The 26,356-nt window shown below is 46.0% G+C and carries 22 protein-coding genes; 10 read left to right on the top strand and 12 right to left on the bottom strand.

The window, feature by feature from the left end:
• Position 1 precedes the first annotated feature (1 nt).
• Both HGH91_RS11585 and HGH91_RS11580 read right to left on the bottom strand, forming a co-directional pair.
• Complete coding sequence (locus HGH91_RS11585; RefSeq protein WP_168738590.1) at positions 2 to 871, bottom strand: DUF58 domain-containing protein; 870 nt, start codon at positions 869 to 871, stop codon at positions 2 to 4.
• A 51-nt stretch (positions 872 to 922) separates the two neighbouring features.
• Positions 923 to 1,846 carry an AAA family ATPase gene (locus HGH91_RS11580; RefSeq protein ID WP_410493792.1) on the bottom strand — a complete coding sequence of 308 codons (924 nt, stop codon included), beginning with the start codon at positions 1,844 to 1,846 and terminating at the stop codon, positions 923 to 925.
• Positions 1,847 to 2,140: 294 nt separating this feature from the next.
• On the opposite strand from HGH91_RS11580, the gene HGH91_RS11575 reads away from it, so the two are divergent.
• The 4 genes from HGH91_RS11575 to HGH91_RS11560 all read left to right on the top strand — a co-directional run bounded on the left by HGH91_RS11575 (position 2,141) and on the right by HGH91_RS11560 (position 4,089).
• Complete coding sequence (locus HGH91_RS11575; protein WP_168738588.1) at positions 2,141 to 2,479, top strand: hypothetical protein; 339 nt, start codon at positions 2,141 to 2,143, stop codon at positions 2,477 to 2,479.
• Between the two features lie 9 nt (positions 2,480 to 2,488).
• Entirely contained in the window at positions 2,489 to 3,151 is a 663-nt protein-coding gene (locus HGH91_RS11570; RefSeq protein WP_168738587.1) for a peptidylprolyl isomerase, read from the top strand.
• Positions 3,152 to 3,218: 67 nt separating this feature from the next.
• A complete protein-coding gene (gene gcvH / locus HGH91_RS11565) occupies positions 3,219 to 3,599 on the top strand; it encodes a glycine cleavage system protein GcvH (protein ID WP_168738586.1) in 381 nt (126 codons plus the stop codon).
• 97 nt (positions 3,600 to 3,696) lie between these two features.
• Positions 3,697 to 4,089, top strand: coding sequence for a VanZ family protein (locus HGH91_RS11560; protein WP_168738585.1), 393 nt, complete (start codon positions 3,697 to 3,699; stop codon positions 4,087 to 4,089).
• Between the two features lie 63 nt (positions 4,090 to 4,152).
• On the opposite strand, the gene HGH91_RS11555 is transcribed toward HGH91_RS11560, so the two are convergent.
• The 3 genes from HGH91_RS11555 to prfA all read right to left on the bottom strand — a co-directional run bounded on the left by HGH91_RS11555 (position 4,153) and on the right by prfA (position 6,883).
• Entirely contained in the window at positions 4,153 to 4,758 is a 606-nt protein-coding gene (locus tag HGH91_RS11555; RefSeq protein ID WP_247651715.1) for an OmpA family protein, read from the bottom strand.
• Between the two features lie 301 nt (positions 4,759 to 5,059).
• On the bottom strand, positions 5,060 to 5,638 hold the full coding sequence (locus HGH91_RS11550; protein ID WP_168738583.1) for a hypothetical protein: 579 nt from the start codon (positions 5,636 to 5,638) through the stop codon (positions 5,060 to 5,062).
• Between the two features lie 180 nt (positions 5,639 to 5,818).
• Positions 5,819 to 6,883, bottom strand: a complete 1,065-nt coding sequence (gene prfA, locus HGH91_RS11545; RefSeq protein ID WP_168738582.1) for a peptide chain release factor 1 — start codon at positions 6,881 to 6,883, stop codon at positions 5,819 to 5,821.
• 99 nt (positions 6,884 to 6,982) lie between these two features.
• On the opposite strand from prfA, the gene HGH91_RS11540 reads away from it, so the two are divergent.
• Both HGH91_RS11540 and HGH91_RS11535 read left to right on the top strand, forming a co-directional pair.
• Positions 6,983 to 8,128 carry an amidohydrolase family protein gene (locus tag HGH91_RS11540; protein WP_168738581.1) on the top strand — a complete coding sequence of 382 codons (1,146 nt, stop codon included), beginning with the start codon at positions 6,983 to 6,985 and terminating at the stop codon, positions 8,126 to 8,128.
• A gap of 9 nt (positions 8,129 to 8,137) precedes the next feature.
• Positions 8,138 to 9,241, top strand: a complete 1,104-nt coding sequence (locus tag HGH91_RS11535) for a mechanosensitive ion channel family protein (protein WP_168738580.1) — start codon at positions 8,138 to 8,140, stop codon at positions 9,239 to 9,241.
• Positions 9,242 to 9,339: 98 nt separating this feature from the next.
• Here the strand turns inward: HGH91_RS11535 and HGH91_RS11530 are convergent, their stop codons facing one another.
• From HGH91_RS11530 to HGH91_RS11520, 3 genes are all read right to left on the bottom strand, one after another.
• On the bottom strand, positions 9,340 to 9,846 hold the full coding sequence (locus HGH91_RS11530; protein WP_145662912.1) for a thioredoxin domain-containing protein: 507 nt from the start codon (positions 9,844 to 9,846) through the stop codon (positions 9,340 to 9,342).
• A 10-nt stretch (positions 9,847 to 9,856) separates the two neighbouring features.
• Positions 9,857 to 10,375, bottom strand: coding sequence for a MerR family transcriptional regulator (locus HGH91_RS31230; RefSeq protein WP_247651714.1), 519 nt, complete (start codon positions 10,373 to 10,375; stop codon positions 9,857 to 9,859).
• Positions 10,376 to 10,528: 153 nt separating this feature from the next.
• Positions 10,529 to 11,500, bottom strand: coding sequence for a M23 family metallopeptidase (locus HGH91_RS11520; protein WP_168738579.1), 972 nt, complete (start codon positions 11,498 to 11,500; stop codon positions 10,529 to 10,531).
• 353 nt (positions 11,501 to 11,853) lie between these two features.
• Between HGH91_RS11520 and alaS the strand changes: the two genes are divergently transcribed.
• Complete coding sequence (gene alaS / locus HGH91_RS11515) at positions 11,854 to 14,472, top strand: alanine--tRNA ligase (RefSeq protein WP_168738578.1); 2,619 nt, start codon at positions 11,854 to 11,856, stop codon at positions 14,470 to 14,472.
• Between the two features lie 181 nt (positions 14,473 to 14,653).
• Positions 14,654 to 15,676 (top strand): PDZ domain-containing protein, encoded by a 1,023-nt coding sequence (locus HGH91_RS11510; protein WP_168738577.1) that lies wholly within the window; start codon positions 14,654 to 14,656, stop codon positions 15,674 to 15,676.
• Here HGH91_RS11510 and HGH91_RS11505 read toward each other — a convergent pair whose 3' ends face one another.
• Positions 15,677 to 17,092 (bottom strand): aldehyde dehydrogenase, encoded by a 1,416-nt coding sequence (locus HGH91_RS11505; protein ID WP_262888315.1) that lies wholly within the window; start codon positions 17,090 to 17,092, stop codon positions 15,677 to 15,679.
• Positions 17,093 to 17,168: 76 nt separating this feature from the next.
• On the opposite strand from HGH91_RS11505, the gene gatB reads away from it, so the two are divergent.
• Together gatB and HGH91_RS11495 are read left to right on the top strand one after the other, a co-directional pair.
• On the top strand, positions 17,169 to 18,617 hold the full coding sequence (gene gatB, locus HGH91_RS11500; protein WP_168738575.1) for an Asp-tRNA(Asn)/Glu-tRNA(Gln) amidotransferase subunit GatB: 1,449 nt from the start codon (positions 17,169 to 17,171) through the stop codon (positions 18,615 to 18,617).
• A 52-nt stretch (positions 18,618 to 18,669) separates the two neighbouring features.
• Entirely contained in the window at positions 18,670 to 19,824 is a 1,155-nt protein-coding gene (locus HGH91_RS11495; protein ID WP_211092264.1) for a TlpA disulfide reductase family protein, read from the top strand.
• Between the two features lie 81 nt (positions 19,825 to 19,905).
• Here HGH91_RS11495 and HGH91_RS11490 read toward each other — a convergent pair whose 3' ends face one another.
• The 3 genes from HGH91_RS11490 to HGH91_RS11480 form a co-directional block, all read right to left on the bottom strand.
• Positions 19,906 to 21,345: a SusD/RagB family nutrient-binding outer membrane lipoprotein gene (locus HGH91_RS11490; RefSeq protein ID WP_168738574.1), complete on the bottom strand. Its 1,440-nt coding sequence runs from the start codon at positions 21,343 to 21,345 to the stop codon at positions 19,906 to 19,908.
• An 11-nt stretch (positions 21,346 to 21,356) separates the two neighbouring features.
• Entirely contained in the window at positions 21,357 to 24,449 is a 3,093-nt protein-coding gene (locus HGH91_RS11485; protein WP_168738573.1) for a SusC/RagA family TonB-linked outer membrane protein, read from the bottom strand.
• Between the two features lie 476 nt (positions 24,450 to 24,925).
• The gene (locus tag HGH91_RS11480) at positions 24,926 to 26,353 is read right to left on the bottom strand and encodes a RagB/SusD family nutrient uptake outer membrane protein (protein WP_168738572.1); all 1,428 of its coding nucleotides are present in this window, start codon (positions 26,351 to 26,353) and stop codon (positions 24,926 to 24,928) included.
• Positions 26,354 to 26,356: the final 3 nt, after the last annotated feature.

The following is a 26,356-nucleotide window of genomic DNA, read 5'->3' as shown; positions in this document are numbered from 1 at the left end:
CTTACGCCCTCTTCAGGAAAAATGTTTGTAACGCCTTTACATAGTCTTCATCAGTACGTATGCTTACCAGTTCTGCGCCACTTTTCATAAATGCATTTTTGCAATATTGTGAATGTTGCAGAAACTGTTGTTCATAGTACTGACGCACGCGGCGATCGGTGGTATCTATCCATTGAGTAGCGCCGGTTTCAGCATCTGCCACCTGTATGAGTCCTACCGGTGGGAGGTCTTTATCCCGTTGATCGTATACCTGTACGCCTACTACATCGTGGCGTTTGGCCGCAATGTTCAGTGCATCCTGGTAATTTCCTGAGAGAAAGTCGCTCAGTACAAAAACGATGCTGCGTTTTTTATTGGCATTGTTAAAGAAACGCAGGGTTTCATTGATATTGGTTCCTTTTCGTTTAGGTGTAAACGATAGTAGCTCCCGGATAATAAACAGGATATGCGATTTACCTTTTTTAGGGGGAATGTATTTTTCCATCCCGTCGCTGAAAAAGATCACGCCAACTTTATCGTTGTTCTTAATCGCCGAAAACGCCAGTACAGCGCAGAGTTCAGTGATCAGGTCGCGCTTGTCCTGCTTTTTGGTGCCAAAAGCCGAGCTTTCACTCATATCTACCAGCAACATAACGGTCAGCTCTCTTTCTTCTTCAAAAACCTTCACAAAAGGGTGGTTGAACCGTGCTGTTACATTCCAGTCGATAGATCTTACATCATCTCCAAAATGGTAATCCCTTACCTCGCTGAACGACATACCGCGGCCTTTGAAGGCGCTATGGTATTCACCTGCAAAGATGTGGTTGGTAAGCCCTTTCGTCTTGATCTCTAATTGTCTTACCTTTTTTAATATTTCAGCCGTATCCAACATGAAAAATCTTGAGTTAGGTGTGATGAATATAATCAGCGGGAAACGCTGTTATCATGGAACCTCTACGGCGTTGAGGATTTCGCTCAATATATTTTCGCTGGTAACGTTTTCTGCTTCCGCTTCGTAGGTTAAGCCTACACGGTGACGCATTACATCAAAGCAGATGTTGCGCACATCTTCCGGGATAACGTAGCCGCGGCGTTTCATGAAAGCATAGGCTTTTGCAGCCCAGGCCAGGTTGATACTGGCTCTCGGCGACCCCCCGTAAGCAATGAGTGGTTTCAGCTTATTCAGCTTATAGTCTTCCGGGTTACGGGTAGCAAAAACGATATCGAGAATGTATTTTTCAATCTTCTCATCCATATATACCTCTCTTACCAGCTTACGGGCTTCAATGATATCTGAAGGCTGTATGATAGCGCGGATAGGGGAGGACGCTTCCGGGTTCAGGTTCTGACGGATGATCAGTTTTTCTTCTTCTTTGGTAGGGTATCCGATCACTACTTTCAGCATGAAACGGTCTACCTGCGCTTCCGGCAGGGTATAGGTACCTTCCTGCTCTATCGGGTTCTGGGTAGCCAGTACCAGGAAGGGTTCGTCCAGCTTAAAGGTATTGTCGCCGATGGTGATTTGTCTTTCCTGCATAGCTTCCAGCAGGGCGCTTTGCACTTTGGCCGGGGCACGGTTGATTTCATCTGCCAGGATAAAATTGGCGAAGATGGGACCTCTGCGTACTACAAATTCATTCTTCTGCTGGTTGTAGATCATGGTACCTACCACGTCCGCAGGCAGGAGGTCGGGCGTAAACTGTATACGACTGAATTTAGCGTTGATAGCTGATGACAGTGATTTAATAGACAGCGTTTTAGCCAAACCGGGCACGCCTTCCAGCAATACGTGGCCCTGGGCCAGTAAACCGATCAGCAGTCTTTCCACCATATAACGCTGGCCAACAATAACTTTACCTAACTCCATACTGAGCAGGTCCACAAAGGCGCTGGCCTGGTGGATCTTCTCATTCAGTTGCCGGATATCGGACGATGTATTTTCCATGCTAATAATTTTTCAGGTGTGCTAAAATAAACATTCTCTGGTCAAATAAAACTTATCACTATGTGAAGAGGCCGTTAAAATGCTGTTAAACTTGCCACAGTGGCTATTTTAGCTCATACAATCATTTAACGGCGATGCCTAAATTAATAAAGCCGGACATAATTATATAATATTTTTCCGTATACCGTACCTTTGCCGCACCTAAAGTGATAGAACATGGAAGATTTTGAGCAGCGCTGGAAACCGGTAGAGGACATGCTTACCGCAAGGTTTGGTAAAACTCCCAATATGGAAGCCATCCTTTTCCTGATCGGCGTAAACGAACTAAATAATCTGAAAAAGAAATATACCAAAGAGCAAAAGCAGGACCTGATGCACGTAGCGGTATGCACGCTGCTGAGCCAGAGTGGTTATTTTGAAATGGATGGCTATGACAAAGACGGCTGGCCCCATTTCAAAGAATTGCAGCCAGTCCCCAAAATGGAACTGGAAGAACAGGAACACTTCCTCAAAGAGCATATTATTGTTTACTTTGCTGATCATGAAGAAGTATAATACCCTTGTATGAAAAAACTGCTGCTACTCCAAACCCTTTTATTGTTGACCGTATTGTTTGCCGAAGGCCGGCACAGAAAGGTAAAAGTCTATACCCCTTATGGCACTATGGTCATCCTGTTATACGATCAAACGCCGAAACATCGTGATAACTTTCTTAAACTGGCCAGGAACCACTTTTACGACAGTACCCTGTTTCACCGGGTCATTAATCAATTTATGATCCAGGGGGGAGATCCTGATTCAAAACATGCACATGCTGGCGATATGCTGGGCAATGGCGATGTGGGTTATACCATTCCTCCGGAGTTTCAGCTCGATCTGTTTCACCGCAAAGGTGCGCTGGCAGCCGCCCGGGAAGACCGTCCCGACAAAGCCTCCTCCGGTTGCCAGTTCTATATTGTACAAGGCAAGGTATTTACCGATGAGCAGCTCGATAAACTGGAGAAAACAAGGCTGGGTGGCCGCAAAATCCCGGTAGACCAGCGACAGGTGTATAAAACGGAAGGAGGTACGCCACACCTGGATCAAAGCTACACCGTATTTGGCCAGGTCATAAAAGGGATGGAGGTCATTGATAAAATTGCCGCCATTAAAACCGATGGCAACAACAGACCCGTCACAGACGTGCCTATGCGGGTACGGGTAGTGAAGAAATGGTTGTTTTTTTAATACAAAAAGAACTATTTATTTAATTGGGCCATTCTATGTATTTTTACGGCTCAAAATCAAACTTGATATGAATTTTCCGTCAAATCTGCGTTACACAAAAGATCACGAATGGATTTTATTAGAAGGTAATGTGGCTACCATCGGTATTACCGAATTTGCTCAACGTGAATTGGGAGATATCGTTTTCGTGGATATTAACTCACTGAACAAACTGATTAACGCTGAAGAAGTGTTTGGTACCGTAGAAGCAGTGAAAACCGTATCTGACCTGTTCATGCCCGTTGCTGGTACTGTAAGTGAAATCAACCCTGAACTGGATGGTTCACCGGAACTGGTAAACCAGGATCCATATGGTGATGGCTGGATGGTAAAGGTAACTGTTACTAACCCGGCTGATGTAGACGCCCTGTTGGATGCAGCTGCATACCAGGCGCTGGTAGGTGAATAATTAGCATTATAACCTCTTTTATATAGTAAGGACAACAGGCCTCGTTATGACGACCGGCCTGTTGTCCTTTTTACTGCATATACAATAACATTGCTCCATGAAGCTTCTCAAATACTACCTGCCAGCTACTGTTTGGATCATCCTGATCCTCATTGTATGTACCCTTCCGGGAAAGGATATTCCCACCAACTCATTTTTTGAAAAAGTACATTTCGACAAAATTGTACATTTTGGCCTGTTTGGCGGTGTGGTATTATTCCTGAGCCTGGGTATCTACCAGCAGAAAAAATATATATCGCCGGCCACCCTTATCATATTAGTGATCATTGCGGCCACTTACGGACTGGCAATTGAATTTATACAGAAGTACTGGGCTATTGGCCGTAGCTTCGATATATATGATGTAGTGGCCGATACACTCGGCGCCATCGCAGGCATATGGGTATTTAAAATTGCAAGACAACTGTTTTTCTCCGGCAGGCATAAATAAAAAACCCCTCCCGCTGAGGCGGAAGGGGATTATATCTGCTTATGAGAAATAAATATGCTTATATTATTGCTGACCAGCTTCTTTCTTCGCATCATTCTTCATCTTGTCATTCGCAAAGATGGAGAACTCACAACGACGGTTGATAGCACGGTTAGCATCTGAATCGTTTGGTACTTTAGGTTGAGATTTACCATACCAGAAGCCCTGAATACGGTTTGCAGCAATACCCTGTTGTTTCAGATACGCAATTACACTGTTGGTTCTTCTTTCAGATAAACCCATGTTATACGCATCTGTACCTTTGTCGTCGGTATGACCTTCCACACGAACGTAAGTATCAGGATACTTGTTCAGGATGGTAGCCAATTGTTTGATGTTGTCCTGTGCTACAGCTGACAGATCAGATTTGTCGAAACCGAATAATACCCCGGCATCAAACGTTACGTTAATACCTTCACCCACACGCTCTACGGTTGCATTTGGCACCTCAGTTTTAATTTCCTGTGCCTGTTTGTCCATCTTCTTACCGATCAAAGCACCACCTGCACCACCTAAAGCAGCACCAATAATAGCTCCTAATGCGGTATTACCGGCTACTTTACCAATTACAGCACCAGCGGCAGCTCCACCGCCTACGCCAATGGCAGCGCCTTTTTTCGTATTGTCCATGCCCTGCCAGGTTTTACAACTGAACAACATGGTTACAGATAGGACCAAAGCTACCAGAACATTGATTTTTTTCATCATAATAATTTTAAACATGAAGGTTTTTAAGCATTAATTCCGTTGACAAAACTAATTGAAAATCCTGTAAACAAATATGCTGCCAATTTAATTTAATTTATGCAGCATATTGGTTATCAAACAAGTATACTCAACGAAAACAAGGCAAATATCGATAATATATATGATTAACAATATATATTCTGATATTGTTGCAGAATAGTAACAACACAATCGGCAAAAAGGATCAACCTAACAGATTTTTTAATAACCCGCCAAAACCGCCACCGGCATTCGCCTGCTGTTGCTGCGCCCCATTAGATAATAATCCCTTTAAATCTTCCAGGTTAACCTGCCCGTCGCCGTTGGTGTCTAAACCACCAGACAGCTTACCCAGTATGCCCTGCAGGTTAATACCCTGTGCAGAACCACCGGTAAGTGAATTCAGGATACCATCCAGGCTAAAGCTGCTGTTGGAAGGATCATTGGTTTTGTGTACCAGTGAGCCAAGTACAGTAGGAATAAGACTGGCGGCCAACTGTGTAGCGGCGCCCTTGTCCAGGTTGAATTTTTCCAGCAAGGTGCCCACCAGGTTATTGGAAATATTGCCTACCACCGGGTTGCTGGCAGTTTCACCGCCGTTTCCGCTGAGTAACGACAATACACCTTCTGTATTGCCATTGGCCAGCTCTTGCTGTAAACCTGAAGCAATGGATTCAGTGGCAGCGCCAATTACCGCTTCATTTTGTTCATTGGGAACAGCAGGGTTGTTCACCACAGCACCCTGTGCATGTTCACGGACCAGGTCCATTAATTGCTCTAACATTGGAGATGATTTTTTAGGGAAGTAAAGGTTTGCTTTTAGTGCTATACCCTTGCTATTCAAGAGTACTGACTAAATGTAGGATATTTTGGGAAATTTAAAACGAGGTTGTGGAAAGATAACAACAGATTATTCTCCGGGTATCTTTCCACAACACTACTACCAATTATCTATAACAGCCGGTTAGTTGCCTTGTTTCAGCTTTTCAGCATTTTCCGCAAACTGCAGGGCATCGATCATTTCTTTGATGTCGCCATTCATAAAGGCATCCATGTTATATACCGTCATACCAATACGGTGATCGGTTACGCGCCCCTGGGGATAGTTATAGGTCCGTATTTTGGCAGAACGATCGCCCGTAGATACCAGGCTCTTGCGCTGTGAAGCAATAGCATCCTCGTGTTTACGCACTGCCGCCTCATAGATACGGGTACGCAGCATTTTCATGGCAATTTCACGGTTGGAGTGCTGACTACGGCCTTCCTGGCACTCTACCACCACGCCGGTAGGTATATGCGTAAGCCTCACCGCCGATTCGGTTTTGTTTACGTGCTGACCACCCGCACCAGAAGAACGGAAGGTATCCATCTTAATATCTGCCTCTCTTACATCTACATCCACCTCTTCTGCCTCCGGCAACACCGCTACGGTGGCAGCAGAAGTATGTACACGACCCGAGGCTTCCGTGGCAGGCACCCGTTGTACACGGTGTACGCCGGATTCAAACTTCAGGGTACCATATACATCATCGCCGCTTACTTCCATCACAATTTCCTTGTAACCGCCGGCAGAACCGGGGTTTTCACTCAGCAAACTGGTCGACCAGCCCTTCAGCTCACAGAAGCGAAGGTACATACGGAATAAGTCCCCCGCAAAGAGACTAGCCTCATCCCCACCGGTACCCGCCCGGATTTCAAGAATAGCATTCTTTTCATCCTGCGGATCTTTAGGAATCAACAGGTTACGGATTTCCTCTTCGGCAGCACCCTTCTGCTCCTGTAATTCTTCCGTTTCGGCCTTGGCCAGCTCGCGCATTTCTTCATCGCCGCTGTCCAGCACCTCCTTGTTGAAGGCAATATTGTCCAGTAATTTACGGTAGGCATCATATGCCTTTACGATCTTCTCCAGCTGCCGGTATTCCTTGCTGAGCTGACCAAACTTCTTGTTATCACTCACCACTTCCGGGTTGGTAAGCGCCAGCGATACCTGCTCGAAACGACCTTTTATAGCGTCCAGTTTGTCTATCATAATTATATTTGACTTTTGAGTAGCCTCCCCAAACCGGGAGGTAATACTGCCAATCGGGTTGCAAAATTAACACCATTAACTTAATTAAACAGCAGGTAATTGAAACAGATCAAATTAAAAGGAAAGGATATATTTAACGGCACCCGGCTGCTGGGCCCCGACAACGTGCTGCTACTCCATGAAAACGGCGTAGTGGCGGGCATTGTAGCGGCATCGGATGCGGGAGATGGCGTACAGGAACTAGATGGTATTTTGTGCCCGGGGTTTATAAACACCCATTGTCACCTGGAATTATCACACATGAAAGGCGTAATCCCGGAAAAAACCGGCCTTCCGGCCTTTCTGACCCAGGTAATGCAGTCCCGCAACCAATATGCCGGCGACATCAACGTAGCTATCGACAAGGCCGAACAGGAAATGTGGGATGCCGGCATTTCCGCCGTGGGAGATATCTGCAACGGTACCGCCACCCTGGTAAAAAAACAACAGGGCAGAATGTACTACCATTCCTTCATCGAATGTATGGGCGTAGCCGATGCCGGCGCCCAGGGCCGGTACCAGTATAGCCTGGATGTATTGGCCTCCTTCCGGGAAATCAATGGCAGCCATCATCAATGCGCCATTGTACCACATGCCCCCTATTCCGTTAGCCAAACGCTATTCGGCCTGCTGGGCAATACTCCCGATAATACTCCTGTGACGATCCACAACCAGGAAACCGCAGCGGAAAATGAATTATTCCGGCACAAAACAGGCGATTTCCTCCGTTTTTATCAACATTTTGGCATGGACGTGAGCACGTTCCAGCCTACCGGGACCAACAGCCTGGAAGCCTGGCTTTCCCACTTCTCCCAAAATAAAATATTACTGGTGCACAACACCTTTACTACGGAAGAGGATATACGCTTTGCGCAGCAACAACCCGTAGAAACCTGGTGGTGCCTATGCCCACAGGCCAACCTGTATATAGAAGACCGCTTGCCAGACATCCCGCTGTTCCGTCGCCTGCAATGCCCCATAACATTGGGCACCGACAGCCTGGCTTCCAACCACCGGTTATCCATTTGGGAAGAAATAAAAACCATCCGTCACCATTTCCCGGAAATTCCGTTGGCAGAAATCCTGCAATGGGCTACTTTTAACGGCGCAAAGGCCCTGAACATCCAGGATACCTATGGCAGCTTCAACACCGGTACCAAGCCAGGTGTGATATTGATTAACCAGGAAAGCAGTAGAATAATTTAGCTGTAACTTATGAACGACTTTTTGAACGAAGTATTTTTAGACAACACCATCCGGGATTACCTCGTATTGATCGGTGTTTTATTATTTGTATTCATCGTAAAACGGTATGTATCCAAAGGACTGGCCGCCATCCTTTTCAGGCTGGTGAAACACTGGTCGCCGCAAATCGATGAAAAAGATTTTGTCAACCTACTGTTAAGACCACTGGAATATTTCCTGCTGCTCGTCACCTTTATGCTGACGATCGACCGGTTTACTTTTCCGCGTTTACTGAACGTACATGTATATGGGAAAGTGACCCTGCAGAATGTAACGGATACGCTGCTGGAGCTGGCCCTGAGCATGAGTATTATCTGGATTGTATTGCGGTTGATCGACTTTGTGGCCCTGGTACTGGAAAAGAAGGCCGATCTCACAGAAGATAAAACCGACAACCAGTTTATCGTTTTCTTCCGGGACTTTTTCAAGGCTATCATTTTCATTATGGGAGCCATTGCCTTTGTGCGCATCCTGTTTGGTAACGGGCTGGTAGAAAAGATTATCGCAGGCCTGGGTATAGGCGCTGCTGCTCTTGCCCTTGCTGCCAAAGAAAGTATTGAAAACCTGATAGGCTCCTTTATCATCTTTTTCGATAAACCATTCCGGGTAGGCGATAGCGTAAAAGTAGATACCTACCAGGGATCTGTTGAAAAGATAGGACTGCGTAGTACCCGCATCCGCACCCTGGAAAAAACATTTGTAACAGTGCCTAATAAAAAGATGGTAGACAGTATCCTGGACAACCTGTCGCTCCGCACCCAGCAACGGGTGGCACTCAAAATGGAATTTGGTACCGATACGCCGGCAGAAAACCTGCTATTATTTCTGCAGGATGTACGGCAACTTTTAAAAAACGATGCTAATGTACTGGAAGGCTTTACCGTAAACCTCCATGATTTTACGAAAGATACTTACGTGATCCAGGTCATTTTCAATACCTATATCATCGATGGTAGCCGCTACGCCGCACTGAGAGAGAGTATTAACCTGTCGATCATCAGGTTGCTGGAAACCCGGAATATTAAATTACCCACTACTTCCACCAATGTAACGATTACTGACGAACGAAGATAAATAGTTGCCAAAAGCGGAAGGGCGTTATGTTGTTTATGAAACAACATAACGCCCTTCCCATTTTAATAATATCTGCAACTATAGCATTTACTATGCGCTTACTCTTTATCTTTTTCTTTCTTGCTGCTGCTCAATAAGATGCGGGAGATATCGGCTTCTACCGATTCTTTAGGAGCGCCTACTATCCGGCCTTCTTCTTTTCCATCCTTAAAGATGATGATGGTAGGCAGTTTCTTCACTTTGTAATCTACCGGTGCATCTGACTGCAGTTTCTGATCGGCGCCAAACATCACTACCTGTTCATCGGGGCTGCCACCGGTAATCATCACTTTATAGAGCGCAGGAACTACTTCACGGCTGGTTTGATCCCAGGTGCCCATTACCACTACCATATTGAAGCCGCTGCGATTGGCTTTAATATAATTGAGCATATTGTCGTTGGGTTCATAGCTGTTGACACCTTTATAGAACCAGGTGGTACCGGGATCATTCATTAATGTCTTCATATCTATCTTACCTTTCAGTACCTTGTCATTGTCATTCTGTGCCCAGGCCAGCGTGGAGAAAAGCAGGCTGCCACCCAGGAGTAATGTTTTCAAACGCATAATGATGTTTTTATAATTGATCTTTCAGTTCCGTTAAGAAACCCCGTACCTTCAGCAAAGCTTGTACCATTTCGAAATTACGGGCTGCCAGCTTGTGATCTTCCTTCAGCTTTTGCTTGGCTCCTTCAATGGTATATTTTCTTTCCCGCAGCAGGTGATAAATTAGTTTGAGGTGCTGAATATCTTCCTGCCGGAAAAGTCGATCGCCTTTACGGTTCTTTTTGGGTTGCAGTATATCAAATTCATTTTCCCAATAACGGATAAGCGAAGTATTCACCTTAAACATGGCGGCAACCTCACTGATCGAATAATACTGCTTATCTAGTATTAATTTATCCAATTCCATAATCAGATCCGGGTCCTCCGATAGCTCTTTCAGTGATTTACGACCCCGTTTTTTCCCGACTAGGTCGGGGACTACGGTAGCTTTTTTGCTTTTTGCCTTAACTTTTACTTTAGCTGGCACTGTTACCGCTGCTCCTGTAGGATGCGGTATTCCAGATGTCGAAAAAAGATCTAGCTGGTGCATCGGAGTAAAAAAACGAGGTGACAAATATCTTTTACGAAGATGAAGTTAAGCTTTTCGTGGTAAGCTTTACCTTTTTTGTCACTTGTTTTTTGGCCGGGACCAACTGGTCAGGATTTATAACTGCTTAAAAATGAAAGCCTGTTGCCGGAAATACTAGTCAAAGGACTGGTTGCCAGATCTGGCCATCTTGAGCATACGGTCAAATTGTTCGGGGGTGAGATCATTAAAGAAGAAGTATACGGGATCCACTTTTTCCCCATTTTTCATTACCTCGTAGTGGCAGTGGGGACCGGTAGATTTACCGGTACTACCTACCCAACCTAATACGTCGCCACGTTTTACTGCCTGGCCGGCCTTAACTTTCATGCGCAGCATGTGGCCGTAGAGGGTTTTGTAACCATAACCATGGCGTATTACCACGTGGTTGCCATATCCTACATCGCTCAGGCTGGCCTCTTCTACCGTACCATCGCCGGTAGCATAGATAGCCGTGCCGCTGGGCGCTGCAAAATCCAGTCCCGCGTGATATTTCATGGTTTTATAGATAGGATCTATCCGGTAGCCGAAACCAGAGGCAATATGTTTAAGATCTTTATTGGATACCGGTTGAATGGCGGGAATAGAAGCCAGCATTTGCTGCTTGTTCTTCACCATTTTATCAATTTCGTTATAGGAAGTTTCCTGGGCTTTAACGCGGTTGGTCAGTTCTTTCAGCAATACAGAGGTAGAGGCAATAATTTCGCTGCTGGCAAAGGATTGCAGCTGGGCAGCTTCCTCATCGCGCTTGATTTTACCCATACGGGCGCTGTCCGGAATAGGAGAGGCTTCGAAGATGACCCGGTAAATTTCATTGTCCCTATCTTCCAGCTCGGCCAGTTTGCCCTTCATTTCCTTCATACGGCCCTGTAAGGCTTCGTACTTTTCCCTCATCCCTTCCAGGTCGCCCCGTAAAGACTTTTCTTTGGGAGAGTCGACCACCCGGTAGGCGATGGAGAGGAAGATAGCCCCGGTAACGATAGCCGCAGACACAAATCCCAATATCCGGAGGATCTTTACCCGCAGTGATACTACGAGCTTTTCATATTTTAATGTTTGGGTATTATAAAAATATTTAACCTTCTTCATGCACCAGGGTATACTTTATGCGCCATAGTGCAGTGAACGCTATGACAGCAGATTTATTTCATGGGAGTCAAACATCCGGATGTTATTTGTTGGCATTTTTTCCCCCCTAACTATTTTTTGCCGGGTTACATAACCTGTTTTGCATAATCATACAGGTTTCAATATTTTTGCACTCCCTTTAACACGGCGGGAAAATAAGGCGCACAAACCTACTGTAATTAGATTAAAACATCAACCTTTTGAATGTCAATTTTCTAACTACTTTATAAGGGCTTGAAATACAGTAACAAGCCCAAAGCAGGTCAAATCGCCCTTATAAGATATAAAATACATATTAATTTGTATCAATATTTATGACAGCATCTGAAATAAGACAGCAATTCCTGGACTTTTTTGCCTCCAAAGGACACCAGATTGTGCCCTCAGCGCCGATCGTTATTAAAAACGACCCCACGCTGATGTTCACCAATGCGGGTATGAACCAGTTTAAGGATTATTTCCTTGGAAACCGGGTGCCTCCCCACAAAAGAGTGGTAGATACGCAAAAGTGTCTGCGGGTAAGCGGCAAGCACAACGACCTGGAAGAAGTAGGTATTGATACTTACCACCATACCATGTTTGAAATGCTTGGTAACTGGAGCTTTGGTGACTATTTCAAGAAAGAAGCCATTGCCTGGAGCTGGGAATTACTGACGGAAGTATATAAAATTCCGAAAGACAAACTCTATGTAACTGTTTTTCAGGGAGATGCAAGCGAAAAACTGCCAAAAGACGAAGAGGCGTATAACTTCTGGAAAGAACATATCGCAGAAGACCGTATACTGCTGGGTAACAAAAAGGATAACTTCTGGGAAATGGGAGATACAGGTCCCTGTGGCCCTTGCTCTGAAATTCACGTAGACTGCCGCCCGGCTGAAGAAAGAAAACAGGTGGATGGTAAAACACTCGTGAATGCGGATCACCCACAGGTGATTGAAATATGGAACAATGTATTCATGCAGTTCAACCGCCTGAAAGACAAGTCCCTCGAACCTCTTCCGGCACAACATGTGGATACCGGTATGGGACTCGAACGTTTAGTGAGAGTATTACAGGGCAAAACCTCCAACTATGACACCGACCTGTTTATGGGCACCATCCACACTACGGAAGGACTCAGCGGTAAAAAATATACAGGCACCGACGATAAAAAGGATGTGGCTTTCCGCGTAATAGCTGACCATATCCGGGCTATCTCCTTTACGATAGCAGACGGACAACTGCCGTCCAATACCGGTGCAGGCTATGTTATTCGCCGTATCCTGCGCAGGGCTGTACGTTATTACTATTCCTTCCTGGATGTGAAAAAACCATTGCTACATGACCTGGTACCCGTACTGGCCGCACAATTTTCACATGTATTCCCGGAATTACAGCAACAGTTAGACTTTGTGAAGAAAGTAGTATTTGAAGAAGAAAATAACTTCCTGCGTACCCTGGAAAGCGGTATACGCCGGATTGAAGACTTCCTTCAACATGCCACTGTTAAGGCAGTAGATGGCAAAACAGCCTTCGAATTATACGATACCTATGGGTTTCCTTATGACCTGACCAGCCTGATCGCTGCAGAAAAAGGTTTCTCCGTAGATGAAAAAGGATTCGAAGCGGCCATGAAAGAACAGAAAGACCGCTCCCGTGCTGCTACCGAATTAGATATGGGCGACTGGGTTATCCTGGATGAAACCCCTAACTCTGTTTTCGTAGGCTACGAACAACTGGAAAGCAATACCAAACTGCTGAAATACCGTACCGTAAAAGCAAAAGGTAAAGAGCAGTTCCAGCTGGTACTGGGCCAAACGCCATTCTACGCTGAAAGTGGCGGACAGGTAGGCGATACCGGTGTGCTGTATTTTGGAGATGAAGTAGTACATGTAACTGATACCAAAAAAGAAAATAACCTGACCATACACTTTGCAGATAAACTGCCAGCTCAACCTGCTGCAGCTGTAAAAGCAGTAGTGGCAAAAGATAAACGCCACAATACCGAGCGTCATCACTCCGCTACCCACCTGCTGCATGCAGCTTTACGTAAAGTGCTGGGTACACACGTTGCCCAGAAAGGCTCCCTGGTAAATGCAGACGCGCTTCGTTTCGACTTCTCCCACTTCGCCAAAGTAACGGATGAAGAATTGGCACAGATAGAAACGATTGTGAATGAAAAGATCCGCGAAAACATACCGGTGGTGATCCGCGAACTTCCCAAGGAAGAAGCACTGAAACTTGGCGCCATGGCCTTGTTTGGTGAAAAATACGGCGATGTGGTACGCGTGGTAATTATAGATCCTGCCTATAGCGTGGAATTGTGCGGTGGTACGCACATCAGCTCTACCGGCGAACTGGGCCAGTTTAAATTTGTATCGGAAGCTGCTGTAGCAGCGGGCGTTCGTCGCGTGGAAGCAGTTACCGGCGCTAAAGCAGAGGCTTTTGTGAACGAACAACTCCAGCAGTTGAAAGAAATTAAAGCTGCGCTGAAAAATCCGAAAGAAATTGTAAAGTCAGTAGAAACCCTGTTGCAGGACAAAGCTGCGCTTGAAAAGCAGCTGGAAGCCCTGGAACAGGAGAAAGTGCGCGCACTGGCAGCCAGCCTGCGTAACCAGGCAGAGCAAATCAACGGCATTAATTTCCTTGGCCAGGTGGTGAACGTCAGCAATGCAGAGGGATTAAAACAACTGTCTTTCCAGCTGAAAAATGAAATCCCTGATCACGTACTGCTGTTTGTGGCCAACATTGGAGGTAAAGCCAGCATCGCGCTTTCTATCGATGAAAAACTGGTGGCAGCCAGAGGTTGGGAAGCGCCAAAAATCATCAAAGAACAGATTGCTCCGTTAATCAAAGGCGGTGGCGGAGGCCAGAAAACCTTTGCTACAGCGGGTGGGCAAGAAACTGATAAGCTGGACCAGGTGGTATCAGCAGTGAAGAAAGCAATCTCCTAAAGAAAGATACACGCAAAGCTATAAAGGAGCAAAGCCGCAAAGATGTTATTAATTCTCTTTGCGGCTTTGCTCCTTTATAGCTTTGCGTGCCTTCTACTCTATTTTAACTTTTTCTTTCCTCTCTCACCCTTTAAATTTGTTGCATTAGCTTAAATTTAGTCAACAAAAACGCTTAAATACCATGACCAGGTTACTGCAAATTCTCACATTGGCGGGCTTTTCCTGCTTCACCATGAGCGCGGTATCTGCGCAATCCCAAACGCCTTCCAAAGACCAGATGGGCGAGTTTGATGAAATTGTTATTAAACATAAAAGTGATAAAGATGGAAAGGTAACAGTAGAAATCAAGAATGGCAACATCCTGGTAAACGGAGAAAAGATTGATCAGTACAACGATCCTAACCTATCTGTTTTCCGCAGGAAAATTACCCCACGCAATGGCAATACGCTGAGCTTCGATAGCGACAACCCACGCGATAATTTCAGCTTGTTTAACGACGATGACAACGGTAGTGACGACATGCCATTGCCTGTGAATAAAGCCATGCTGGGAGTAATCACGGAGAAAAAAGCGGCAACCGGTGTTACCGTAAAATCCGTTGCCAAAGGGACTCCGGCCGACAAATCCGGCATTAAACCCGGGGATATTATCACCGCCGTAGGCCAAGATAAAATAAATGAACCAGCCGAATTGTATGAAGCCATCGGTAAGCATGCACCATCAGATGAAATAACGATCACGTATATACGTGATGGGAAACCGAAGAGCGTTATTGTAAAGCTGGAAGCCAGGACAGACCTGGGTACCGGCGAGGGTTGGAACAATCTTCCTCCCAGAAATATGCCCCGTAGTTTTAGCTTCCCTTCTCCTTATCCACGCGGTGGACAGCCATTTGGCTATGGTTGGCGCCACCAGGCGGAAGAAGGTGAAAAACTGGGATTGCAGGTACAGGACACCGAAAATGATGAAGGCGCAGTGGTGATAGATATTGCACCGGGATCGGCGGCCGCCAAAGCCGGTTTTCAGAAAAACGACATCGTAACAGCACTGGCTGGCGCGCCCGTAAGAACTGTAGCTGATCTCTCCGGCGCTTACCGCAACAACCGGGAAAAAGGTGAGTTTTTCGCTACCGTAAAGAGAAATAATAACATTACTACCTTAACTGTTAAAATACCGAAGAAGCTGAACAAAGCTGATCTTTAGCTATTTCATCATCATCTTCATTACTTTCAGTTTATTTTTAAACGGTGGATATTTCATGGGAACATCCAGCCAGGTACCGGTTTTCAACATTCCCTTCTGGTGGGTAAAGGTATCGAAGCTGTATTTACCGTGATAACGGCCCATACCACTATAACCCGCGCCCCCGAAAGGCAGCTCAGGATTGGTGAGATGTACCAGGGCATTGTTAACACAGCCGCCACCAAAGCGCACCTGCTCTATCAGCATCTTCTCTGTTTTTTTACTCTTTGTAAAAACATAGAGGGCCAGCGGATAGGGCAGTTGTTTTATAGCCTGTATGGCCTGTGACAGGTCAGTATAAGTGAGGATGGGCAATACCGGGCCGAATATTTCCTCCTGCATTACCGGGTCTGACCATTCCACGTCTTCCAGCAGGGTAGGGGCGATATACAGGTTATCCCGGTCTTTTTGCCCGCCATGTATAATATGGCCTTCTTCCAGGTAGGCCGCTACCGTATCAAATCGCCGCGTATTGATCATCCGGGCATAGTCGCCACTGCTGGCGGGGTTATCTCCAAAAAATTCTACAATAGCTGCTTTCATAGCTGCTACCAGATCGTCTTTTACCCGCTGATGTACCAGTAAATAATCAGGCGCAACACAGGTTTGGCCTGCATTCCAGAACTTGCCCCAAACAATACGTTTAGCCGCCACCGTTATATTCACCTTTTCATCTACCACACAGGGCGATTTTCCGCCCAGCTCCAGGGTAACGGGCGTCAGGTGTGGCACCGCCATCTCCATAATCTTTTTCCCTACAGGTATACTACCGGTAAAAAACACATGATCAAAACGGCAGCTCATCAGCATAGGAATTACTTCCTGGCCATCGCCTTCTACCACCGTAACATATGCGGGTTCAAAAGTGTCTGCAATCAGCTCTTTCACCACCTGGGCGGTATGCGGCGCCATTTCAGACGGCTTTATGATGGCACAGTTGCCACCTGCAATAGCTCCCAGCAAAGGGCTGATCAGCAGCATAAACGGATAATTCCAGGGCCCTATGATCAGGGTAAGCCCCAATGGTTGCTTATACACCCGGCTGCTGCTGGGATAGGTGACAAAGGGGGATGTGACCACTTCCGGCTCCATCCATAGTTTCAGTCCCTCGAGTATATAGTTGATTTCTTCATATAAAAACCCTATTTCACTCCCGTAAGATTCAACAGGATGCTTATGCAGATCGGCCTTCAGGGCTGCTGTAATTTTATTCTCAAACTTTTGAATGCCTTTCTTCAGTCGCTTCAGCTGTGCTTTCCGGAAAGCATAAGGCAGGGTGACACCCGTATCAAAATAAACCTGTTGTGCCTGATAAAGCTGGGTAATCTGGGCCTTGCTGATCATAGGGAATTTTTTTATAGATGATGTGTATCTCAATTTAGGGATTTATTGGCACCAAATAGCCTGAAATCACGGTATTATTTGAATATATTTGTGGCAATCAGTACGGAACATGAGCGATATATACAGCAAATATGAAACAGTGATCGGGCTGGAAGTGCACGCCCAGCTGCTTACCGACAGTAAATTGTTTTGTAGCGACAGCGCGGCTTTTGGCGGCGCTCCTAATACCCATATCAGTCCTATTACCATGGCGCATCCAGGCACCCTACCCCGGATGAACCGTAAAGCGGCTGAATATGCCATAAAACTGGGCCTGGCCTGCCATTGCGAAATTGAAAAAGAGAACTATTTCGCCCGGAAGAATTACTTCTATCCGGATCTTCCCAAAGGCTACCAGGTATCACAGCATACTGCCCCCATCTGTAAAGGCGGTTATGTCACCATTGTGACCGATGCCGGCAGCCGGAATATACAGCTAAACCGCATTCACCTGGAAGAAGATGCCGGTAAACTGCTGCACGACCAGGACCCTGACTACAGCTATGTAGACTTGAATCGCGCGGGTGTTCCCCTGGTGGAAATTGTTACTGAACCGGATATCCACAACAGCGATGAAGCCTATGCCTACCTCACCGAAATGCGCCGCCTGGTACGTTACCTGGGCGTATGTGATGGGAATATGGAAGAAGGCAGCATGCGCTGCGATGCCAACATCTCCGTACGTTTAAAAGGAGCTACAGCCCTGGGAACCAAGGTAGAAGTGAAAAATATGAACTCTATCCGCAACGTAAAAAGGGCGATAGATAACGAAGTAAAAAGACAGATTGACCTGATTGAAGCCGGCGGCACCCTGGTGCAGGAAACCCGCAGCTTCGACGCATCTAACGGCAGCTCTTTTTCGCTCCGCTCCAAGGAAGAAGCCAACGATTACCGCTATTTCCCGGAGCCCGACCTCGCGCCGTTTAAGTTAACAGATGAATTTATTGACAGTATAAAGGCCACGCTGCCTGCCCTGCCGGAAGAATTGATCCGCAAATACACCACCGAATTCGGCCTGCCCGAATATGATGCCCGTGTAATTTGCGATGATAAATCTACTGCAGACTACTACGAAAGTCTTATTGCCGTTACTTCCCAATATAAAGCAGCTGCCAACTGGATGCTCGGCCCTGTAAAATCCTGGCTCAATGAAAATGCCGTGGAAATAGGCCGGTTCCCGGTAACACCTGCTGCGCTGGCACAGCTCATCAGCCTTACCGATGCTGGTAAAGTGAGTTTCTCCATTGCCTCCTCCAGGATATTACCGGAAATGATACAGGCGCCGGCAGATCCGATGGAAATAGCCACCAGGTTGAACTTACTGCAAGACAACAATGCCGATAATATCTCTCCCATTATTGACGAAGTACTGGCGAAATACCCCGACAAGGTGGCCGCCTTTAAAGCAGGGAAAAAAGGGTTAATGTCGCTGTTTGTAGGAGAAGTAATGAAACTATCCAAAGGCAAGGCAGATCCCCGCTTAACCAACGAATTACTGGCGGAAAAGCTAAAAGGATAATTTGTCCTATCTTGAGGGACGTAGGCTTGATGAATGTTCAAAAAACAATAGCATGAAAAAATACTTATTATGGATTTCCGCAGGTGTTTTCCTGGCAGGATGTGCCCAACAAACTGAAAAAGGTGAATTTAAAATAGACGGACATCTTAATAACCTTTCGTTAGGACCAGTGGTATTGGAAGAACTGACCCTGGACAACATGAAAGTAGTGGATTCCACCAGCGTAAAAGATGCCAGTGGTAAATTTACGCTGAAAGGCATGGTGGCCGAACAGGGACTATACCGCATCCGCTTCGACAATGGCAAATTCTTATTGCTGGCACTGGATGCCGGTGATATGAAGATAGATGGAGATGTAGATAAACTGGATGATGTAAAAATCAGCGGCTCCGAGGCAACATCCGAACTACAGAGCTTTATGACTACCATCAGCAAAGAATCTATTGGGCTTACCGAAGAAATGCGCAAACTGGATAGTCTCCATGGAAGCGTACCAGACAGCGTTTTCCAACCACAAGTGGCAGCTATGCAGAAGAAACAGAAGGACTTTGAAGAAGGTTTCTTCCTGATGGCCGACAAAACTAAAAACCCCGCCAACGCTGTATTTGCGATCAGCCAGGTAAGAAGCGGAGAAGAAATTATAGCACACAAACAAGTACTCGCCAATCTCACTAAACGCTTTCCTAAAAATACGCTGGTAAAAAGTATGACCGATAAAATTGCGGAACTGGAAAAATCCCAGGGAAGCGGCGGTGATGCAGCCGGTGGTGAAGAGCCTAGCAGTGCGGTAAAAGTTGGCCAGGTAGCACCTGACTTTTCATTACCGGACCCTTCCGGCAAAATGATCAGCCTGAGTTCATTCCGTGGTAAATATGTACTCGTTGATTTCTGGGCCAGCTGGTGTGGTCCCTGCCGCCAGGAAAATCCGAACGTGGTAAAAGCATATCAACAATTCAAAGGAAAGAATTTCACGATCCTGGGCGTTTCATTGGATAAAACCAAAGACAAATGGCAACAGGCTATTAAAGACGATGGCCTGGCCTGGAACCACGTAAGTGATCTTAAATTCTGGGATTCAGCGGTAGTGCCTTTATATGGCATCAACGCCATTCCTACTAATTTCTTACTGGATCCACAGGGAAAAGTTATCGCAGCAAATCTGCGGGGACCCGCACTGGAAGCCAAACTCCGGGAAGTACTGAAATAAATAATCTGCTATATAAAAAAGCTCACCTGTATCCAGGTGAGCTTTTTTTATGCATATCTGCTATAAACAAAATGACCGATCTTAACGTTGCGTATCCCACCAAACCCTGTCGGTGAGCAACCCTGGCTGCTGCGGCTGTTTGTTGGTAGCATTTTCAGAAGATGGATATACAAAACGTCGGGGAATGGAAGTCAGCCCCTGGTAAGGATTCAATACTACTTTCAACTTCGGAAAATTTGTTCTCCTCCAGTCGTTATACGATTCCAGTGAAAGGAAATTAGATACATACTTCTCCGTCATAATGGTTTCATACGCAGTGGCATCTGTCAACGTACAATGAGCGGCAATATATGCACTCACCTCAGCGCCCGAAGGGTTCAGTCCCATCCTGCTCATCGCCGCATTTACAGCCGCTGTGAAGACTGGCTGCGCTGCAGCTGTTCCGCTGACCAGGTAAGTAGCTTCTGCCTGGATAAACAACAACTCATCATAAGTACCCAGGTAAACAGATTGATCAGGCCTGTTAAAGAAACCACCCACTTTGGAAATAGTATCTTTTCCATTTACCTTTCCGTTCGGACTACTACCTATTACTCTCCCTTTATATTCACCCGTGGCTGGTGCTACACCTGCGATCACTGGTAAACGGGGATCAGATTTGGCCTTCAGTAAATCAACAAAGGTAGACGACATGTAAGTGTTACCCAGGTAAGTAAGAAACTGGAACCAGGGCGCGTTGTTACCAGCGGTACTGCTGAACTTAACCCCCGGATTGGTAGTGGCATCTGTAAAACTTAGCGCTGCGGCATCGAGTGCCAGTTGCGCCTGCGTTTTAACATCCTTTCCGGGAGCATAGCATAAACGAAGTGCATAGCGCGCTTTCAGGAAATAAGCAAATTTCACCCAGCTACCTATCTGGTCAGCCTGCGTACCATAGAAAAGATCTTTGGCATCCGGCTGTACAATGCTGTTATCTGCCCCTTTCATCAATTTTATACCATCATCCAGTAAAGTAAAAACAGACTGGTAAATGCTCTCCTGTGTATCATATTTTGGCTTAAGATTATTGAATCCCTGTAGCCCATCTGAATAAGGCACTTCATTCCACAAGTCGGTAGCAATAGCAAGGTTGTAAGCAATCATTACTTTCGCAACGCCTTCATAGTGGGTGTGCCCTGCCGCGGCAGCCTGTGTTTCCAGTATTTTAAGATTTTTCAGGCAAGCAGGATACAGGTCAAATGCCCAGGTTATGTCTACGTCAGTAGCCGTTACCCTATAGGAATCCCAATCCGGGGCGCCCAGGTTATAAGCCAATTGCTGCGTCCAGAAAGCGGCGGTTCTGGCAGGATAACCACCGGCAATATTAAAGGCATCATTCAATTGAACAGATGTCAACAGCAGCCTGTCGTCTACTTTGGAAGCTCCGGCCGGGTCTGAGTTTACGTCCAGGAATTTCTTACACCCGGCTCCAGCTATCAGCATACATCCGGCGATAGCCGTCATTACTATTCTCTTTTTCATCGTTACCAGGTTTAGAAAGTGAACTTCATTGTTGCATTAAAGGAACGGGTACTGGGCGTTACATAATGGTAAAAACCACCTGCATTGCTACCCACGCCATAAGTACCTAACTCCGGATCGGAACCGGTAAAGCTCTTGTCATGGTGTATCCACAAATTACGTCCTGCAATGGATACCATGGCGGCTTTAAACGGCGTACGTTTCAATAATTTCGGCATCAGGTGATAGGCCAGCGTTACATTTCTCAGCTTAATAAAAGAAGCATCCTGTACCAGGTTTTCGTTGGCATATACCCACATACCCTGGTAGTACTGCTGATTTGTTTTGATCGCCGTGGTATTTTCTTTTCCATCGCTGGCTCTTACGCCTTTAATGATCGTGGAGCCTTCGCGGTTCGCCGTAATACTACTGGTGCCATAATACACAGCGTAGTATTCATCGAAGTTCACCAGCTGTCCTCCAATACGTGCATCGAGTGTAGCAGAAAGATCTACACCCTTATAGGAAAAAGTGTTGGTGAATCCACCCAGCCAGTCTGGCTGGATATTGCCGATGTTAAAAGTCGTACCCTGGTCGAGGATAGGATTACCATTATCAGTTACCAATTGTTGCCCGTCGGCATTCCTTTTCCAGCGCGATCCTTTAATGGTACCATAAGGTTGACCGGCTTCCAGGAATATACCAGGTGCGGTATAACCGCCAATCTGTATAGCTGTTACTCCCGGCGATAATCTTACGATTTCACTCCTGTTACGTGAATAGTTCAGCATCAGGTTCCAGTTAAAATCTTTAGTACGTACCGGGGTAGCCGTTAACGTTAGTTCAATTCCTTTGTTCGTTAGCTTTCCTGCATTTACAATGGCGGTAGTATACCCACTTCCCGCAGAAACGCTGGTTTCGTAAATCAGGTTAGTACTTACCTTGCTGTACCAGCTTGCTTCCAGGCCAATCCGGTTATCGAACCATTTCGTTTCCATCCCTGCTTCAAATTCCTTCAGGCGCTCCGGCTCCAGGTTGGGATTTCCCAGTATATTACGGCTGGAGAAAGCGCTGGCGCCATTTATAGGCGGTATAATCTGCAGACCAAATCCATCCTGTATTTTTGTTTTGTAGAATTTTGTATCTGTCTGATAAGGTGCGGCATCATTACCCACCGCGGTATAAGCCACTCTCAGCTTTCCGAAGGATAATGCTTTGTTGCTCTTTAATGCAGACAATTCAGAAAATACAAAAGCGCCGGTTACAGATGGGTAAAAATAGGAGTTATGCCCCGCACGCAATGCAGATGACCAGTCATTTCTACCAGTTACGGTAACATAAAACATCTTATCATATTCCAGTACTGCTTGTCCGTAAATACTCACTCTTCTTCTGTCGTAGTAATTTTCCGTGGTAGTGGATGTTTCGCTGTTGGCAATATCGTACAGGTTATCTACCGACAGTCCTATTCCTTTGGTCAGCAGGTCGGTATAATGTTCTGAAATAATGTTATTACCTGCCATCACTGTCAGATCAAATTTATCCCAGGCTTTGTGTGCAGTGGCATAAAAATCATGATTGATCTGGGTATTATTTATTACTTCGTCGAAAATGCGACCGTTGGGATAGGAGGTGCCTAACGAGCCTTTGGCTTCGTGAAAAGTGCGGTTATCGGTATATACATCGGCGCCAACCCGTTCAGTAAGCGTTAGCCAGTTCAGCGGTGTGTATACCAGGCTTACCGTTGGTATAAAACGGTGCACATTTAACCGTAGTCCCGTGCGGTCGGCAATCCAGAACGGACTATTTTTATTGTCTTTATACATCCGCTGGCTGCCATCCGGATTCGTATAGGGTAGTAGGTTATAGCTGATGGGAGCATTATAGAGGGTAGACAGGTAAGTCATAGTACCTGGCCCCCCATTTCCTTCCAGCAAGCGGTCATTACGCGAATCAATATAATTCAGGCTGGTATTAACTACCAGTTTATCGGTGAGATGGCTGGAAAAATTAGCGTAAAGGGCGTTGCGATAGTAATCGGCGTTCCTGGTTACCCCTTCCTGTCGCAGGGAAGTATAGGAGAGAAGGTAGCTCGATTTATCTGTCATACCGGTGAGGCTTACACTGTTGTCCCAGGTGGTACCGGTTTTAAAAAACATTTTACGTGGGTCGTATTTGGGTAATGACTGCCCATTTACATTAAAAGTATCCATACGGGGCCCCCAGGATAGCGGCGTTTTTGCATTCACACCATCGTAATACTTTCCTCCATCACCCTGAGCCCAGTTTTGCTGAAACTCGGGTAAGATGGCTTTGTCGATGTTGACGCTGGAACTTACTATTACATTTAATCCTTTGGACCTTCTGCCGGCGCCATTTTTAGTGGTGATAATGATGGCTCCTCCTGCGGCTCTCGAGCCATACAACGCCGTGGCAGAAGCCCCTCTTAATATGTTTACCGATTCAATGATATTAGGGTCTATATCTATTCCACGGTTGGGCGTAGTACCGCCGACATACAGGGGATCGTCATCGCCGGCACGCAACTGGTCGTTACTGATGGGTACTCCATCCAGTACAAACAGGGGCTGGTTATTTCCTCTCAGGGAGGCGCCTCCGCGAATAATTACTTTGGTGCCAGCGCCTGGTGCTCCGCTGGTAGCGCTAATTTGTACCCCAGCTACTTTTCCCTGCAGGCCATTCAGAAAGCTGGTTTCCTTCGACTGCACGATATCCTCCCCCTTTACTTCCTGTGTGGCATAACCCAGGGTGCGTTTTTCGCGCCGGATTCCCAAAGCCGTTACCACTACTTCGCCAAGATCTTTCTTATTCACTCCCAATGTCACATCAATAGTGCTTTCTGCTCCCACAGCCACTTCCTGGGCAGTGTAGCCAATAAAAGAAAATACCAGGACCGGATGCCCTGTTTCGGAAATTTCTAGTCTATAGGACCCGTCGTTGGCTGTCAGCGCTCCTTTTCCGCTTCCTTTAATCCCGATGGACACTCCCGGCAATCCTAATCCATCTTTTGCGTCTGTAACCTTACCTGTGATTAATTTTGTTTGTGCATAGGCGCCTACAACACTAACGGTTACAAGTAACCATAAGAGTAGTCCTCTTTTCATAAGCAATATTGATTTGTAAATATTTGACAGCAATTAAAACCAGGAAGATCAAAATGATCATAGCGCTGTTTGTTTATTTCCGGTAATTCTACTTGTTTGTATGTCACACATAAAACCGCGTGTGCATCCTCATATTTGTGCCCGATTTATCCTGCAATTGTCTGCGCCCCCTCTTATACTATACACGAAATAATGGTTGCTATTAGTAATTAAACTGTTGCAATATAGAGAATTCAAAAAAACCTTGTCTACAGCCTCTTAAAAAATGTGATGATTCACATTTCGTTTAACTTTCCCCTGCTAAAATATACTAATATTAGTATACGAGGAATTATTTAAATGTTTTTTGGCAGGCAGGGCTTTCAATCGATATCTTGCCGGCAAATATGCCATTAAATTTATCTAGTGAGAGATGAAAATGAAAAAGGCGCCCCTATAATCGGGACGCCTTTCCATGGTTTTTAATAGTAAGGGTATTAGTATTTCGGATTCTGCACCATATTTGGATTTGCATCCATTTCAGCCTGCGGAATCGGGAAGGCAACGCGAAAATCCTTTGCATCTGTTTTCCGGGTGCTCAGCGCATTGGCATCAACGATATTACGTTCGCCACCTTTGCGGAACAAATCAGTCATTCCAAATCCTTCGCCGACCAGTTCAATCCTTCTCTGTTTAACGATTTCAGCTTTGATGTTGCTAACATCGGTAAATGGATCAAGGCCACGTTTCGCACGGAGCAGGTTTACATCATCAGTAGCTTGCTGCAGGTTACCCAATTCAGCATAAGCTTCCGCGCGGTTCAGCAGTACTTCACTGATTCTCAGCACCTTAACATTCACCAAACCAACTTGTCCCTGTGCCTTATTACCGGAAAACTTCATCAGGTAGTTGCTACCATCAAGTGTTTGGGTAAAGCCTTTACGCACATCTTTAGGATCCAGTAAAGCCATAAACCCATCGGTAAGCCTGATGTCTCCGTAACCACCCAGCTTGGAAGGAACGTACATATAACCGAAGTTATTAGAGCCTCTTCCATTAGGTGTCAGGAAACGGAGAGAGAAAATATCCTCGCTACCAGCAGCATCTGCATTGAAGGTATTTGCTACTTCCGTAGGTGCGTATAAAGCATATTTGTTACTGTTAATCAACTTGCTGGCTTCATCAATAGCCAGTTGCCAGTCGCCTCTGTAGAGATAGGCGCGGCTCAGTAACGCTGTAGCTGCATCCTTTGTGGCATTGAAAACATTGGCTTTAGCATCTGTGGTAAGACCATCCGGCGCCTTTTGCTGTGCTACTTTCAGATCAGCGATAATAGCTGCGTAAGTTTCTGCCAGTGTACTACGTCCGGGTTTGAAAGTGGCGGGAGCATCGGTTGATTTCGTCACTAAAGTGATCCCACTATTAGCGTCTGTTGGATTAATCTTGGCGCCGTTAACATCCAGGCCAGTGTATGGTCTGGTATATCTTCTTGCCAGGTCAAAATCTGCCAGCGCACGCAGGAAGTAAGCTTCTCCCTTAATCGTAGCAGTAGTGGCGGTTTCCGGAAGTTTATCGATCAATACATTGGCCTGGTTTACCACGCGGTAAGCGTTCAGGAAAGTATTGGTTTGTGGCGCCAGCAGGGGCGTATAGTTCATCTGGAACTCCGTGATGAAACGGTTGGAGTTCTGTGAAGTGATTTTCATGTCATTACCACCCAGGTCGGTAACAATCAGAAAATCGCGGCCATAGTATTCCAGTTCTTCCATGCGGGTATAGATACCGTTGGCGAGAATACGTGCATTCCCTTCTGTTACCGCGTCATTTCCATTTAAGGACGACTGTGGATTCTGATCCAGCTTGGTGCAGGCGGAAAACAAGCCCGCTGCAGCCACTGCGAATATGGAGAGTTTTGAATATTTCATAAT

Origin of the sequence: Chitinophaga eiseniae (assembly GCF_012641265.1) — a bacterium.
Taxonomy (GTDB): Bacteria; Bacteroidota; Bacteroidia; order Chitinophagales; family Chitinophagaceae; genus Chitinophaga; species Chitinophaga eiseniae_A.
The sequence above is the reverse complement of the archived record's forward strand: the minus strand, read 5'-3'. Positions and strand labels throughout refer to the sequence as shown.

Coding starts and splice junctions, on each gene's coding strand:
- HGH91_RS11580 (WP_410493792.1), bottom strand. CDS start 1,846: ATGGAGTTAGGTAAAGTTATTGTTGGCCAGCGTTATATGGTGGAAAGA.
- HGH91_RS11480 (WP_168738572.1), bottom strand. CDS start 26,353: ATGAAATATTCAAAACTCTCCATATTCGCAGTGGCTGCAGCGGGCTTG.
- alaS (WP_168738578.1), top strand. CDS start 11,854: ATGACAGCATCTGAAATAAGACAGCAATTCCTGGACTTTTTTGCCTCC.
- HGH91_RS11585 (WP_168738590.1), bottom strand. CDS start 871: ATGTTGGATACGGCTGAAATATTAAAAAAGGTAAGACAATTAGAGATC.
- HGH91_RS11560 (WP_168738585.1), top strand. CDS start 3,697: ATGAAGCTTCTCAAATACTACCTGCCAGCTACTGTTTGGATCATCCTG.
- HGH91_RS11495 (WP_211092264.1), top strand. CDS start 18,670: ATGAAAAAATACTTATTATGGATTTCCGCAGGTGTTTTCCTGGCAGGA.
- HGH91_RS11490 (WP_168738574.1), bottom strand. CDS start 21,345: ATGAAAAAGAGAATAGTAATGACGGCTATCGCCGGATGTATGCTGATA.
- gatB (WP_168738575.1), top strand. CDS start 17,169: ATGAGCGATATATACAGCAAATATGAAACAGTGATCGGGCTGGAAGTG.
- HGH91_RS11520 (WP_168738579.1), bottom strand. CDS start 11,500: ATGAAGAAGGTTAAATATTTTTATAATACCCAAACATTAAAATATGAA.
- HGH91_RS11510 (WP_168738577.1), top strand. CDS start 14,654: ATGACCAGGTTACTGCAAATTCTCACATTGGCGGGCTTTTCCTGCTTC.
- HGH91_RS11570 (WP_168738587.1), top strand. CDS start 2,489: ATGAAAAAACTGCTGCTACTCCAAACCCTTTTATTGTTGACCGTATTG.
- prfA (WP_168738582.1), bottom strand. CDS start 6,883: ATGATAGACAAACTGGACGCTATAAAAGGTCGTTTCGAGCAGGTATCG.
- HGH91_RS11550 (WP_168738583.1), bottom strand. CDS start 5,638: ATGTTAGAGCAATTAATGGACCTGGTCCGTGAACATGCACAGGGTGCT.
- HGH91_RS31230 (WP_247651714.1), bottom strand. CDS start 10,375: ATGCACCAGCTAGATCTTTTTTCGACATCTGGAATACCGCATCCTACA.
- HGH91_RS11535 (WP_168738580.1), top strand. CDS start 8,138: ATGAACGACTTTTTGAACGAAGTATTTTTAGACAACACCATCCGGGAT.
- HGH91_RS11575 (WP_168738588.1), top strand. CDS start 2,141: ATGGAAGATTTTGAGCAGCGCTGGAAACCGGTAGAGGACATGCTTACC.
- HGH91_RS11485 (WP_168738573.1), bottom strand. CDS start 24,449: ATGAAAAGAGGACTACTCTTATGGTTACTTGTAACCGTTAGTGTTGTA.
- gcvH (WP_168738586.1), top strand. CDS start 3,219: ATGAATTTTCCGTCAAATCTGCGTTACACAAAAGATCACGAATGGATT.
- HGH91_RS11530 (WP_145662912.1), bottom strand. CDS start 9,846: ATGCGTTTGAAAACATTACTCCTGGGTGGCAGCCTGCTTTTCTCCACG.
- HGH91_RS11555 (WP_247651715.1), bottom strand. CDS start 4,758: ATGGACAATACGAAAAAAGGCGCTGCCATTGGCGTAGGCGGTGGAGCT.